This window comes from Roseivivax halotolerans (assembly GCF_900115815.1).
GTDB lineage: Bacteria > Pseudomonadota > Alphaproteobacteria > Rhodobacterales > Rhodobacteraceae > Roseivivax > Roseivivax halotolerans.
This window is the reverse complement of record NZ_FOXV01000014.1, coordinates 68,023-81,637: the sequence shown is the minus strand read 5'-3', so window position 1 is coordinate 81,637 and position 13,615 is coordinate 68,023. Positions and strand designations below refer to the sequence as shown.

Here is a 13,615-nt window from a genome sequence, read left to right as displayed (position 1 = left end):
GGGCTTGTCTCGCTTTCCAGCCATCTCTCTGGTCCTCCTGACATCGGGATAAAACTATCCCAGTTCGTGGACCACTTCAGTGGGGGCACTCCAGGCTTTCGCATTCCCCCGGAACGGGCGGTGCCCGACGCGGAAAAGGTCGAGGAAGAAAATCCGGCTGAGGGCATGGCGCTGATCCGCACGATCTTTGCGGCCTTGCTCTATGAACTGAGCGTGGTCACGCGGCCCGCCTATGACGAAACCCAGATCGAGGAACGCAACTGGCAACCGGATCGTCTGATCCTGCCCGTCCGGGTGCACCCTTCTGCACGGTGGAGGGCCTGACATGGCGGTGACATTGAAAGAGGTCGAGGCAATCCCGGCAAGCTATCCAGCGGCCCCGGCTGGCCTGAGCACGGCGGCGGCAGCACTGGACGAGGATGCGCTCTGGCAACGGCTTGAGGCGTATTGCCGGGTGCGCTGGACGGATCGGCAAGTGATCTGGACGGTCGAGGGGGGCGGCTCATGGGAAGCCCCGTTGCAGCCGTCCAACTTGAACACGGTCGAGGTCTGGGAAAGCGGCGCATGGGTGGAATGCACCCCGGCGGCGTCCCCCTGGGGCGGCTATGATCTGCCCGGTGACGGTCCCTATCGGATCACGGCGGACGTTGGGGGCGGTGACGTGCCTGCGGCTGTCTCCGAGGCGTTCCGGCGGCTTGCCGAGTATCTGGCGGATGAGCCGGACCGGGCGGGCGTGTCCAGTTATTCAACCGGCATGGGTGGTGCGATCGAGGAAAGCTATGACCGCAACCCGGCCTGGGTGGCGCGCGCAATGGAACTGAGCGGCGCGGCGGACCTGCTGCGGCCTTACAAAAGGAGGGTCTGAGCATGTGGCCATTCAAGAAAAAGACGGCTGAGGAAACCCGGTCTAGCGGATCGGGCTTCACGGCTGAGATCATGGCGGCACGGGAAGCCTATGTATCCGGGCGGCGCGGCATTGCCGAACTAACGGCCACGGCGCAAGGCGCTGTGACGCTCTGGGAAGGCGGTCTAGGGCTTGCCGATGTATCGGGCACCGACCTACTGGACCGGCGTTCCTTGGCGCTCTGCGCGCGGTCGCTGGCCTTGCGGGGCGAGGCTCTATTTCTGATCCGCGACGACGGGCTTGTTCCGTGCTCTGACTGGGATCTGAAAACCCGTGATGGACGCCCCACGGCTTACCGCGTTTCCGTCTCTGAGGCGGGTGGCGGGCGGACCTTCACGGCGCTGGCGGCTGAGGTGCTGCATTTTCGGATCGGCTGCGACGTGGCCGCGCCCTACTATGGCACGGCACCGCTCAAGCGGGCACAACTGACGGCAGGGCTGTTGAATGCGGTCGAGACGGCGCTTGCCGAGGTCTATGAAACCGCCCCGCTGGCCAGCCAGATCGTCCCGTTTCCCGAGGCACCGCAAACCGACCTGGAAGCGATGGCGCGCGGGTTCCGGGGCAACCGGGGCAAGGTGCTGATCCGCGAATCCGTCAACGTGGCGGCTGCGGGCGGACCGGCCCCAATGCTGGATTGGAAGCCCCACGATCTTTCCCCGGACCTGTCGAAAGCCATGACGCGCGAGACGCTGGCGGCGGCGCGAGATGCGATCAACATGGCCTTTGGCGTCCTGCCCGGTCTGACCGCGCCCGCTACAACCGGACCGATGGTCAGGGAAGCGCAACGGCATCTGGCGCAATGGGTGCTGCAACCTATCGCCACCGTCATTGCCGAGGAAGCGGCGGACAAGCTGGGATCAGCGGTCACGCTGGACGTGATGCGGCCCCTTCAAGCCTTCGATGCAGGCGGACGGGCGCGGGCGCTTGGCGCGGTGGTGCAGACATTGGCGCTGGCCAAAGAGGCGGGCGTTGATCCGTCCGAGGCTCTGCGGCTGGTCGATTGGGAGGGCACCCCATGAGCAACCCCGAGGCAAAAGAGCGACGCGCAAGGCGGCTTCTGACCCGCCACGGCGAGGCGGCGCAAGTCGCGCGGACGGTCACAACGGGCGGTGGCCCGTCCGATCCGACCGGCGGCACCACGACAACGACGCGCTATGACGTGCAAGTGGTGCTGGCCAAGATCGACGCGGACCGGATCGACGGGACAAATATTCAAACGACCGATTTGCGGGTCCTCTGCACAACGGCGGATGTGGAACTGACCCTTTCCGACCGGATAGAGTGCAGCGCGGGCGATCTGACGATTATCGACCTGGGCCGACATGCCCCGGACGGCACCACGGTTTTCTATGACATGGTTGCGAGGAGGTAGCGGGATGAAAGCTGACGCGAAAGTGGTGGACTTTGCCATTCTGGGGACACCCCAAACCAAGCGCAACGGATTCAAGGTGCTAGGGCACTTCACGCTGCTGTTGCGGCCCATGCGGATCGAGGGGTGCAGCCTTGTCGTGGCCCCCAACGGGCGCTTTGTGGTCTGGACGCCCGATCCGAACATCAAGGTCGCTCAATGGGCGAAAGCTGAAATCGCGGAGACTGCGCGGCTGGCCTATGTCGAGACGCAAAAGCGGGTGGCAGTTTGAAAGGGCTTGCGGTCAAATTGGATTTGGTTTACAAAAAACGAAATCCAAGGAATGAGCCCGATGGCCAGCGTATCGCAACTTTCAGATGGCATAGCCTATGCGCTTGATGAAACCCCCGAGAAAGTGGGCAAATACGCGCGCGCCCTGATCGACGGCGGGCTGTTGCCCAAGAGCCGGGGCCGTGCGGTCGCTCAAGTCGGGATTGTCCACTATGCCCGCTTGCTCACGGCGCTTGCCTTGGAACCTAAGATCAAGGAAGCGGCAGAACTGACGGCTTCCTATCTCGCCTTGCCCATTGCTGGGAAAACGGCTGAGGGCGATTTTGTCAGCGGGAACAAGACGGCTGAGGATGGCCTTGTCGGGCTGTTTTCCTTGCTTCTGGACGATGACCCTGCACCGGACGCAACGGCTTTGCGCAAGCGGCTTTGCGAGGGGTCGGTGCAATTCGTCAGAAACTTCCCTCTGATCGAGATCAGCTATCCGCATGATTTGGTGGGCGATGAGATCATCCGTTTCAAGCCCGCTGGCCAGCGCATGGACATTGACGATGCGCATATCCGGCGGGCCACCATTGTTGGCGCGTCTCTAGCAACGCTGGTCGCTATCAAGATCGACGCTGCAAATTGGAAAAAGGTTTTCGACGGGGGCGACGATGGGTAACGCAAACCTCAATATCAGCGTCATCGACAAGCGGATGCTGAAACAGTCTGAGGCGGCGGACTACACCGGCCTGCCCGTCAAACACTTCAAGACGACATGCCCGGTCCAGCCGGTCGAGATGCGCCCTGGCACGATCCTTTGGGACAAGCGCGACCTGGACAAGTGGATTGATGCGATGAAGGAAGGGGCTGAGATGGCGACGCAAGACGCCATTCTTGGCAAGCTGTAATGACGCGGATCAGGGTAAAAGGCTTCAAGATATTCGATGATCGGCACGGGAAGCCGCGCTGCTATCATCGCGTCACGGGCCACAAGATCGACCTGGAAAAGACCCCGCTGGGATCGGCCGAGTTTTTCGCGGAATGCGCCCGCATTGCAGCGATTGCCGAGGCGAGGAAGGCGCAAGCCCCAAAGCCTGGAACGCTTGGCGGGCTGGTCAATGCCTATTTCCAGACTGAGCACTTTGGCAATCTGGCGGACGCCACCAAGCGCGACTATCGCAAATGCGCTGATTTCCTGCACCCGATCCGCGACACGCCCGTTTCCGCGATCACGACGCCCCTTGTGTCGGGTATCCATGACAAGGCGGCGGGCAAGATCGGCTGGCGGCGGGCAAACATGGTGCGCACCTTCCTGAGCCAAGTTTTCCGCTATGCCATTCCGCGCGGGCTGATCGACCGGGACTATGCGGCGGGCGTCATTCCCAAGCCGCGCCCGAAAGACCGGCCCTATGCAAACCGGCCCTGGACGGTCGAGGAACGCGCTGTTGTGCTGGATCGGGCCGCGCCCCACGTCCGGGTGGCGGTCGCCCTGATTATGAACACCGGCCTTGATCCGTCCGACGCGCTCAAGCTGACCCGTCGCCAGATCGACGGCAACACGATCTGGGGCGTCCGGGGCAAAACGGGGCATGAGGTCGCCATTCCTATCGGCCCGACGCTGCAAGCGGCTCTGTACGCTGCACCGGCCCACGACGCGGTGACGATCCTTGCCACGTCCACCGGGAAGCCCTGGACTTATAACGGCTTTTCGACGGTCTGGCACCGTTTCAAGAAGAAGCTGGAAGCTGAGGAAGCCGTGCAGCCCGGTCTGACCCTCAAGGGGCTGCGGCATACCGTGGCCACGACGCTACGCGAGGCGGGGCTAGAGGAACGCCAGATTGCGGACCTGCTGGGGCAGAAAACACCGTCGATGGCTCGCCACTATTCCCGGTCCGCCAACCTTGCGGACCGCAACCGGATCACGATGGAAACACTGGAAAAGGAGAACGAACGCCGATCAAAAGTTGTCAAACCCTTCAAGAAAACTGTCAAACCCTGAAAGGTTCAAGAATGAATATCGAGCAATATCAAGCGTTTGAATGGTGCCCGGGGGCGGAATCGAACCACCGACACGAGGATTTTCAATCCACTGCTCTACCCCTGAGCTACCCGGGCACGGGTGAGGGCGCTGCCCTCGGGTGGAGGCGGTCTAGCCAATGGGCAAACGGGTGTCCAGAGGGCATGACGCAAAAAAGTGAGGGCGGCGGTTCTTGGGGCTCGGCTCTCTTTTCTCGGGCCCCTGAAGAAGCTATCTGCTCGCATCATGGCCCTTTTTCCCGACACGCTCCGCGCGCTCCTTGATCACGGCTTCGACACCGTGATCGACGTGCGTTCGCCGGCCGAGTTCGCGGAGGATCATGTGCCGGGAGCGATCAACCTGCCGGTGCTCGACAACGAGGAGCGTGCGCGGGTCGGAACCATCTACAAGCAGGAAAGCCCGTTCCGCGCGCGGAAGATCGGCGCGGCGCTCGTCTTCAAGAACGCCGCGCGCCATATAGAAGGGCCGCTTGCGGCTCATGACGGCGGCTGGCGGCCGCTCGTCTATTGCTGGCGCGGCGGGCAACGCTCGGGTTCGATGGCCTGGATGCTGAAGGAGATCGGATGGCGGTCCGATGTCATTCAGGGCGGGTACCGGACTTACCGGCGGCTCGTCTCCGGGCTGCTCTACGATGCGCCGCTCGGGCTGCGCGTGATCCAGCTCGGTGGATATACGGGGACGGCCAAGACGGATCTGCTGACGCATCTCGCGGCGAAAGGCGTCCAGGTGCTCGATCTCGAGGGGCTGGCCCATCACCGGGGCTCGCTTCTCGGCGATCGGCCGGGCGGGCAGCCAAGCCAGAAGGCGTTTGAAAGCGCTTTGGCGCGGGCGGTGATCGGTTTCGATCCGGCGCGTCCCGTGGTCGTCGAGGCGGAGTCGAGCAAGATCGGAGAGATCAATCTGCCTCCCTCGCTCTGGGCGGCGATGAAGGATGCGCCGTGGATCGAGGTATCTGCCCCGATTGCGGCGCGCACGTCTTACCTCGTCGAAGCCTATGCGGATATTCTGGCCGACCCGGAGACATTGCGCGAAAAACTTGCGCCGCTGCGGCGATTTCGCGGGCACGAGCTCGTGGATGATTGGTTCACGAAGATCGAAGCGGGCGACAAGGCGGGCCTCGTCGAAAGCCTGATGACCGCGCATTATGACCCGGCTTATGACAAATCCATGAAAGCGATGTCGCCGCGCATCGTGGCAAGAATTGACCTGAACGGCCTCGGCCAAAGCGCTTTGGATGACGCAGCCGGGCGCATCGCGGCAAAGGTCGAGGCGCTCGGTTCGTCCTAGTCGATGATGTCGATCGCGCCGGAGCGCTCGGTGAGCTCGCCAATATCGGCAGCGGGGTATCCTGCGTCCCGAAGCGCTTTGAGCGTCCCTTCGGCAGCGTCTGGCGCAAGCGCCGCCAAGAGCCCGCCGGCCGTTTGCGGATCGAAGAGGAGGGCGTGTCGCGGCGTCTCGGGCAGATCCGGCGCGACCTCTCGATTGGCCGGGTAGAGCGACGAGCGGTGACCTTTCGCGGCAAGCTCTTCAGCGCCAGCCATCAAGGGAATGGCATCGAGGCGCACCGACACACCGCATCCTGAAGACCGGGCGATATTCGACGCATGGCCGAGCAAGCCGAACCCGGTGACATCCGTCATAGCGCGGGCATCTGAAAGCAAGCGTGCCGCCGTCGCCTGTTCGTGGCACATCGCGGTCCAGCAGGCCTCCACGATCGCCCCGGGCGCGTCGCTTTGCATCTCTGCGGCAAGAATCGTGCCGGAGCCGACGGGTTTCGTCAGGATGAGCCGGTCGCCCGCCCGTCCGCCAGACAGGGTGATCGGATCGCGAGGCAGGAGCCCTGTCAGCGAAAAACCTATGGTCATCTCGTCGCCAAGGGAGGAGTGCCCGCCGACGATCTCGGCCCCCAAATCGGTGAGAACCTCGCTCGCGGTCGTGACGATCTCGGTCAGCATGCGGCCCATCACGGTCTCCGAGCCGCGCGGCAGAACGAGGTTCAGCGTCGCGGCCTGTGGCCCTGCGCCCATCGCGAGGATATCACCGAGGGCATGGTGCGCGGCAATGCGTGTCATGAGGACCGGATCGAGCGTAACCGCCCGCAGATGATCGGTGGTCAGAACCTGCCGCGTCGTGCCGATCGTCAGAAGCGCGGCGTCGTCGCCGGGCAGGGGGGTGATGTCGGTTCGGCGCGGATCGGGCAGAGAGGCAAGCGCTTTGGAAAGCGTCGATTGCCCGACCTTCGCACCGCACCCGCCGCAAAGCGGTTTGGCACCGAGCGCATCTTCCATGCCGCTCGCATATTCCGCCGGAAGCGGGGCGCGCGTCATCGCGGGCAAATCCCGGAACCGCTCCATGAACCGCTGATCGATCCGGTTCTTCCAGCGCCAGACCCAATCGCCCGAGAAGCGCAGGCCGAACCGTTCGCCCATCGCTGATTTCGCGCCGAGCGAGATCAGTTTGAGGTAGTCGCTCTGGGGCTGGTAGCGGCGCAGCTCGCCGCCGCTCAGAATGGCGCGCAGGTTGTCGTGCAGGATGGGCGCGGCGCGGACGGCGTAAACGCCCGCTTTCGGGCGCGGCGCATGGCTGAGATGCGCACAATCTCCGGCCGCGAAGACGGCGCCATCCGAGCTCTGAAGCGTTTCGGAGACCGACAGAAAGCCATGCTCATGGGCAAGGCCCGACGCCGCGACGAAGGCATGAGGGCGCGCCCCTGCCGCGCCGACGATGAAATCGGCGCCGATCTCTGTGCCGTCGGCGCGAACGATGCCTTCTGCCGTGACTTCTGAGATTTCTGCGTGTTCCAAAACGCTTACGCCTTGCTCTTGCAGCGCCTTCCGAAGCCGGGCCCGTGCCGGTGCGCCGATCCCTTCGAGGATTTCGCCGCGATCGAGGACGCTGACATCCGCGTGGCGGCCGCGGGCGCGCAACGCATGCGCCATCGCCATCGCCAGCTCGACACCCGCAACGCCGCCGCCGATCACCGCGACACGCGCCGGGCCGTCCGCCGCGAGATACCGCTCCCAACGCTCCGCGAACGGGCCAAGAGGTTTCGCGGGCACGGCGTGATCCGCAAAGCCGGGCAGGTCCGGCATGGCGGAGGTGATGCCGACATCGAGAGAGCAGACATCATAGGCGATGGGCGGCCTGCCGGGCACCGTCACTTCGCGACGCGACGGGTCGATGGCCGTTGCGGGCCCCAGAACGATCCGCGCGCCGGCAAAGCGCGCAAGGCGCACAAGATCGATGTCGAGTTCGTTCCGGCTGTAATGCCCCGCGACATAGCCAGGCAGCATCCCCGAATACGCGGTCACCGGCGTTGGATCGATCAGGGTAAGCCGCGCGCCCGGTAGCGGATCCATTCCCCATTTTCGCAAGACGAGCGCATGGGTGTGGCCGCCTCCGATCAGGACGAGATCGCGGGTCAAGGGCAGGGGGGCTTTCATGGTCGTTCGGGCCGTGCGGTCATGGGGGCAGACTTGCGGCGCGCACCGCGCGGCTGCAAGCGCTTTAGAGCGATCTGCATGAAAACGCGGCGAAATGCGGCGGCACCCAAAGCGCTTTCGGTGTCACCCCATTGCCTTTCCCGGCGCTTGCGTGTGTCCTGTAACAGAACGGGGAGTCGGAATGACGCAGACATTCAATGAAATGATCGACGGCGGATCGGTCCGCGCGGCTTACCAGAGCCTCGAGAAGTGGCAGAACGAAATGCCCGCCGATCTGAGGCAGATGAAGCAAAGCGAGGCCGAGGCGCTGTTCCGCCGTGTAGGCATCACCTTCGCGGTCTACGGAGAGGGCGGAGACCCGGAGCGGCTCATTCCGTTCGACATGTTCCCGCGGGTCTTCACCGCCGATGAATGGCGCAAGCTCGACCGGGGCATCCGCCAACGTGCGGCCGCGCTCAACGCCTTCCTCGCCGATGTCTATGACCAGCGCGAGATCATCCGCGCGGGCCGCATTCCCGAACATCTCGTCACCCATAATGAGGCGTTCGAGCGCGCCGTCGTCGGCATCCGCCCGCCCCGCAACGTCTGGAGCCATATCGTCGGCATCGACCTCGTGCGGACGGGGCCGGACCAGTTCTACGTGCTCGAGGACAATTGCCGCACGCCCTCCGGCGTCTCCTACATGCTGCAGAACCGCGAGATCATGATGCGGATGTTCCCGCATCTCTTCGTGGAGAACCGCATCGCGCCGGTCGACGGCTATGCCGACGCGCTGCGCCACACGCTGGCTTCGGTTGCGCCCAAGAAATGCGACGGCGAGCCGAACGTCGTGATCCTCACGCCGGGGCATTTCAACTCAGCCTATTACGAGCACTCCTTCCTCGCCGACCTCATGGGGGTCGAACTCGTCGAGGGGCAGGATCTGTTCGTCGATGGCGACTTCTGCTGGATGCGCACGACCGAGGGGCCGAAGAAGGTCGACGTGATCTACCGGCGGATCGACGACGCGTTTCTCGATCCGCTCTGTTTCCGGGCCGACTCGATGCTGGGCGTGCCGGGGCTCATGAATGTCTACCGCTCGGGCGGGGTGACGATCTGCTCGGCTCCGGGCGCGGGCGTCGCGGACGACAAGGCGATCTACACCTTCGTGCCGGAAATGATCCGGTTCTATCTTGGCGAGGCTCCGATCCTCGAGAACGTGCCGACCTGGCAATGCGCGATCCCGGATCAGTGCAAGTATGTGCTCGAGAACCTCGGCGATCTCGTCGTGAAGGAGGTCCACGGCTCGGGCGGTTACGGGATGCTGGTCGGACCCAAGGCAGACAAGAGCCAGATCGAGGCGTTCCGCGCCAAGATCGAGGAGAAGCCCTGGAACTATATCGCCCAGCCGACCCTGTCGCTGTCGGCGTGTCCGACCTTCGTGGAAGAGGGCGTCGCGCCGCGGCACGTGGACCTGCGGCCCTACTGCCTTGTCGGCGACAAGATCGAGCTTGTGCCCGGTGGTCTCACGCGTGTTGCCCTCAACGAGGGCTCGCTCGTCGTGAATTCCTCGCAGGGCGGCGGCGTCAAAGATACCTGGGTTCTGGCGGAGTGACGACATGCTGAGCCGGACCGCATCGCATCTTTACTGGATGGCCCGCTATCTCGAGCGCGCCGAAACCACCGCGCGCCTTCTGCAGGTGGGCGCTCGCAACGCGTTGATGCCGGATATCGGCGGCGGCCTTCGCAACGACTGGGAGGCCGTGCTGCAAGCGCTCGGCCAGCTCGAAGCCTTCCGCGAGAAGTTTGGCGACCCGGTTCAACGGAACGTCGAGACCTTCCTGTTCTTCGACAGCGCGAACCCGGCATCGGTCATGTCTTGCCTCGCCGCCGCACGGGAGAACGCACGCGTCGTCCGCACGGCGCTGACAAGTTCTGTCTGGGACGCGATCAACACGACGTTCCAGGAATTGCAGGGCTTTCACCGGATGGAGCGGTCGAAGCTTCTGGTGAACGATCTGGCCGATTGGTCGCTCCGTTCGGGCGCGCAGATCCGCGGGGCCATTGATGCAACGCAGCTTCGCAATGATGGCTATAATTTCATGGGGCTCGGCCACTCGATCGAGCGCGGAGACAACACGGCGCGGCTTCTCGACGTGAAATATTACGTGCTGCTCCCGAGCCTGTCCTATGTGGGCTCGGCCCTCGATCAGTCGCAATGGGCGACATTGCTTCGGTCGATGCAGGCGCACCGGGCCTTCGTCTGGGCTTACAAGGGAGAGATCACCGCCGCCAAGATCGCCCATCTTCTGATCCTGAATCGGCAGTTCCCGCGCTCACTTCTGTCCGCGACGCAAGGCAGCGTCGATCACCTCGATGCGCTTGCGCGAGGCTATGGCCACACACCGAGAGCCGCGTCCCATGCGCGCGGTCTTCTCGGGGAGCTCGCGGAGGCGACGATCGAAGACATCTTCGATGAGGGCCTGCACCAGTTCCTGTTGCGCTACATGTCACGCAACTCGGAGATCGCGGGCGCGGTCCAGTCGAGTTACCTGGAAGGGGTGCCGGAATGAAGCTCAGCGTCAGCCATATCACCCGCTACAATTTCGATATCCCGGTCCGGCGGCTGATCCAGTCGCATCGGCTCGTGCCGTCGCGCTGCGCCAACCAGCGCGTGATAACGTGGGAGGTGAACATGCTCCAGGCGACGCGCGGGGCCGCCTTCCGCGACGGGGCCGGCGACTGGACCGAAACAGTGAGCGTGCAGGGGCCGCTCGATGCGTTCGAGATCGAGGTGACCGGCGAGGTCGAGACGACCGATTACGCTGGCATCCTCAAGGATCACCGCGAGAAAGTGCCGCCTTCGGCCTATCTCACTCCGACCGCGCGCACCTGGCCCAGCCAACCCTTGCGGGAGGCGGCCGAAGAGACGCTCTCTGCGCTCGAGGGCAAGCCCACTCTCGAAAAGGCGCATGCGCTTTCCACGGTGACGGCGGAGCGCGTCGAATACATGCCCGGCGAGACCGAGCATTACACGACCGCCGCCGAGGCGTTCGATCTCGGCAAAGGGGTCTGTCAGGATCAAACTCATGTTCTGATCGCGCTGGCACAGCTCTCGGGCATCCCGGCGCGCTATGTGACAGGCTATCTTTTCAGCGCGTCCGAGGACCATATGTCCGAGGCCAGCCATGCCTGGGCGGAACTCTATGTCGAGGATCTGGGCTGGGTCGGCTTCGACGCCTCGAACGGCGTCTGCCCCGATGATCGCTACATCCGCCTCGGCTCGGGGTACGATGCGCAGGATGCCTCTCCGATCCGCGGGATGGTAACCGGCGGCGGTGGCGAGCGGCTCGATGTGCGCGTGAAGGTGCGCGAAGGCGGAGTGGAAGGGCAACAGCAGCAATGAAACGGTAACGCCCGCGCGATACGGGATCATGCACGCATTGAAGCGTCGCGGGATGAGGCTTAAGCCTGAGCGGCTATGAATACAGGTTCGAATCGATGACCTATTGCGTCGGCCTCCTTCTGAACGAGGGGATGGTCCTTCTGTCAGACACCCGCACCAATGCCGGGCTCGACAATATCTCCACCTATCGAAAGATGTTCACCTTCGAGACACCGGGTGAGCGCGTAATCGCGATCATGACGGCAGGCAGCCTGTCGGTGACGCAGACGACGATCGCGCGACTGACCGAGGCGATCGAACATGGCGATGAGAACAGTTCGATCATGCATGCACCCTCTATGCTTCGCGTCGCGGAGATCGTAGGCAACATGCTGGGCCAGGTCACGCATGAGGTCCGGGGTAAGATGCAGCGGCAGGAAACCGGCGTTTCGGCATCGCTAATCCTCGCCGGCCAGCGCGCGGATGGCGCCATGCGCCTCTTTCTTATCTATCCGCAGGGCAATTTCATCGAGGCCACCGCCGAGACGCCTTATCTCCAGATCGGGGAGCACAAATACGGCAAGCCGATCTTGGATCGCGTGATCCGGCCGGAAACTACGCTCGCGGATGCCGAAAAGGCGGTGCTCTTGTCGATGGATTCGACCTTGCGGTCGAACCTGAGCGTCGGCATGCCGCTCGATCTCGTAGTGATCGAGAACGACGCGCTGCAGATCAGCCGGGCTCGCCGCATCGAGGCGGAAGACCCAAGCTTCCAGAAGATGAGCCAGGCTTGGTCCGAAGCGCTTCGAAACGCGTTTCAGACAATCGCATCCGTCTGACTCATCTTTACTCAACGTCAGGGAAAATTCGTTTCATCGGCTCTTGACGATTGATTTGTCCGACCGGTCGCGGCTAATTTGCGCGCAAGGGTGCAATTAAGCGCGGCGGACGGATTTCATGTGCATTTATTGTGACAAAGCTGGACTGATGAACGGCAACCAGACCGGGGCGACGACGCTCCCGGATCCTTCGGTCGCGGTGACCACCGATTACACCGACGCGATCGACTGGGGCACGCAGATCTCGTCCGGTCAGACCAACGCCGACGGCGACATGGTGATCGAATACTACTTCGCCGTGCCCGGGGAGCGGTTCGGCTTTTTCCAGTCGCAGGAATGGTCGGAGTATGAGAAAGGTCAGGCTGAAATCGCGTTTCAGACCTTCGAGGACATCATCGACGTCGAGTTCGTCGAGGTCGACAATGCCGAGGACGCGGAACTCGTTCTGAACAAGGTCGACGCGCGCGGTCTTTATCTCGGTGTCTTTAACCCGCCGGGAACGCTCAACGAAGGCTCCGGTGGCTTCAACAGCGAAGGCACCGGCTGGAACGAAACCGGCGGTCTCGAACAGGGCGGCTACGGCTTCATCACCCTCATTCATGAGCTCGGCCACGGGCTCGGCCTCGCGCATCCGCATGACACTGGCGGCGGCTCGCCGATCCTGCCCGGCGTGTTCAACTCCGGCAGCACCGGCGTCGACGATCTGAACCAGGGCGTCTACACGATGATGTCCTATATCGATGGCTGGGTGACGAACCCCGATGGCGATGTGACACCGCTCGATACGGTGAATTACGGGTATCAGGGCACGCCGATGGCGGTCGATATCGCGGTGCTTCAGGACAAGTACGGCGCGAACATGGACCATGCGACAGGCGATGACGTCTACATGCTGCCGGATGCCAACGGCTCCGGGACGTTCTATGCCTGCATCTGGGATGCGGGCGGCACGGACGAGCTGCGCTACGACGGCAGCGAGAACGCGGTTCTCGACCTGCGCCCGGCCACGCTGGAACTCGAGGAAGGCGGTGGCGGCTGGATCTCCTATGTCGAGGGCATCTATGGCGGCTATACGATCGCCAATGGTGTCGTGATCGAAAACGCGACCGGCGGCTCGGGTAATGACGCGATCATTGCCAATGCCGCCGACAACGTTCTGACTGGCGGCGCCGGCGACGACACGTTCATCTTCGTCGAGGGCCAAGGTGGTTACGATGTCATCACCGATTGGGGCAACGGTGACGACCAGCTCGACCTGTCCGATTACGGACGGATCGGCTTGCGCAACTTCTCTTTCGACAGGACGCCGGAGGGGTTCGAGCTCAGCTTCTTCGACCAGACGATCCTGTTCGAGGGCGTCGGCGCATCTACAACCGCATCCGAGGCGGATTACCTTCTGGCCTGAG

General features: G+C 63.4%; 15 protein-coding genes and 1 tRNA gene. 14 read left to right on the top strand and 2 right to left on the bottom strand.

The features are described 5' to 3' along the window. The 8 genes from BM171_RS16100 to BM171_RS16065 form a co-directional block, all read left to right on the top strand. On the top strand, window positions 1-324 hold a 324-nt coding region (locus BM171_RS16100; RefSeq protein WP_175497594.1), incomplete at its 5' end, for an HK97 family phage prohead protease. Window position 325: 1 nt separating this feature from the next. Continuing rightward, window positions 326-865 (top strand): hypothetical protein, encoded by a 540-nt coding sequence (locus BM171_RS16095; RefSeq protein ID WP_093014822.1) that lies wholly within the window; start codon window positions 326-328, stop codon window positions 863-865. 2 nt (window positions 866-867) lie between these two features. Next, window positions 868-1,923, top strand: a complete 1,056-nt coding sequence (locus BM171_RS16090; RefSeq protein WP_093014819.1) for a phage portal protein — start codon at window positions 868-870, stop codon at window positions 1,921-1,923. After that, window positions 1,920-2,276, top strand: coding sequence for a hypothetical protein (locus BM171_RS16085; protein WP_093014816.1), 357 nt, complete (start codon window positions 1,920-1,922; stop codon window positions 2,274-2,276). The genes BM171_RS16090 and BM171_RS16085 overlap by 4 nt, the downstream gene beginning before the upstream one ends. A 4-nt stretch (window positions 2,277-2,280) precedes the next feature. Continuing rightward, window positions 2,281-2,544 carry a hypothetical protein gene (locus BM171_RS16080; protein ID WP_093014813.1) on the top strand — a complete coding sequence of 88 codons (264 nt, stop codon included), beginning with the start codon at window positions 2,281-2,283 and terminating at the stop codon, window positions 2,542-2,544. A gap of 60 nt (window positions 2,545-2,604) precedes the next feature. Continuing rightward, entirely contained in the window at window positions 2,605-3,204 is a 600-nt protein-coding gene (locus BM171_RS16075) for a hypothetical protein (protein WP_093014810.1), read from the top strand. Continuing rightward, complete coding sequence (locus BM171_RS16070; RefSeq protein ID WP_093014807.1) at window positions 3,197-3,433, top strand: hypothetical protein; 237 nt, start codon at window positions 3,197-3,199, stop codon at window positions 3,431-3,433. Before BM171_RS16075 ends, BM171_RS16070 begins: the two co-directional genes overlap by 8 nt. Further along, complete coding sequence (locus BM171_RS16065) at window positions 3,433-4,524, top strand: site-specific integrase (protein WP_093014804.1); 1,092 nt, start codon at window positions 3,433-3,435, stop codon at window positions 4,522-4,524. The genes BM171_RS16070 and BM171_RS16065 overlap by 1 nt, the downstream gene beginning before the upstream one ends. A gap of 41 nt (window positions 4,525-4,565) precedes the next feature. Here BM171_RS16065 and BM171_RS16060 read toward each other — a convergent pair. Continuing rightward, a tRNA-Phe gene (locus BM171_RS16060) sits at window positions 4,566-4,640 on the bottom strand. A gap of 148 nt (window positions 4,641-4,788) precedes the next feature. On the opposite strand from BM171_RS16060, the gene mnmH reads away from it, so the two are divergent. Further along, a complete protein-coding gene (mnmH, locus tag BM171_RS16055; protein WP_093014801.1) occupies window positions 4,789-5,850 on the top strand; it encodes a tRNA 2-selenouridine(34) synthase MnmH in 1,062 nt (353 codons plus the stop codon). Here the strand turns inward: mnmH and selD are convergent. Further along, window positions 5,847-8,006 (bottom strand): selenide, water dikinase SelD, encoded by a 2,160-nt coding sequence (gene selD / locus BM171_RS16050; protein ID WP_093014798.1) that lies wholly within the window; start codon window positions 8,004-8,006, stop codon window positions 5,847-5,849. The genes mnmH and selD overlap by 4 nt on opposite strands. Before the next feature lie 181 nt (window positions 8,007-8,187). On the opposite strand from selD, the gene BM171_RS16045 reads away from it, so the two are divergent. The 5 genes from BM171_RS16045 to BM171_RS16025 all read left to right on the top strand — a co-directional run bounded on the left by BM171_RS16045 (window position 8,188) and on the right by BM171_RS16025 (window position 13,614). Next, window positions 8,188-9,600, top strand: coding sequence for a circularly permuted type 2 ATP-grasp protein (locus tag BM171_RS16045; RefSeq protein ID WP_093014795.1), 1,413 nt, complete (start codon window positions 8,188-8,190; stop codon window positions 9,598-9,600). 4 nt (window positions 9,601-9,604) lie between these two features. Beyond that, window positions 9,605-10,558 carry an alpha-E domain-containing protein gene (locus BM171_RS16040; protein ID WP_093014792.1) on the top strand — a complete coding sequence of 318 codons (954 nt, stop codon included), beginning with the start codon at window positions 9,605-9,607 and terminating at the stop codon, window positions 10,556-10,558. Next, a complete protein-coding gene (locus tag BM171_RS16035) occupies window positions 10,555-11,391 on the top strand; it encodes a transglutaminase family protein (RefSeq protein ID WP_093014789.1) in 837 nt (278 codons plus the stop codon). Before BM171_RS16040 ends, BM171_RS16035 begins: the two co-directional genes overlap by 4 nt. Before the next feature lie 95 nt (window positions 11,392-11,486). Further along, on the top strand, window positions 11,487-12,209 hold the full coding sequence (locus BM171_RS16030; RefSeq protein WP_093014786.1) for a proteasome-type protease: 723 nt from the start codon (window positions 11,487-11,489) through the stop codon (window positions 12,207-12,209). 148 nt (window positions 12,210-12,357) lie between these two features. Beyond that, window positions 12,358-13,614: a M10 family metallopeptidase gene (locus BM171_RS16025; protein WP_175497593.1), complete on the top strand. Its 1,257-nt coding sequence runs from the start codon at window positions 12,358-12,360 to the stop codon at window positions 13,612-13,614. The last annotated feature ends 1 nt before the right edge of the window (window position 13,615 follow it).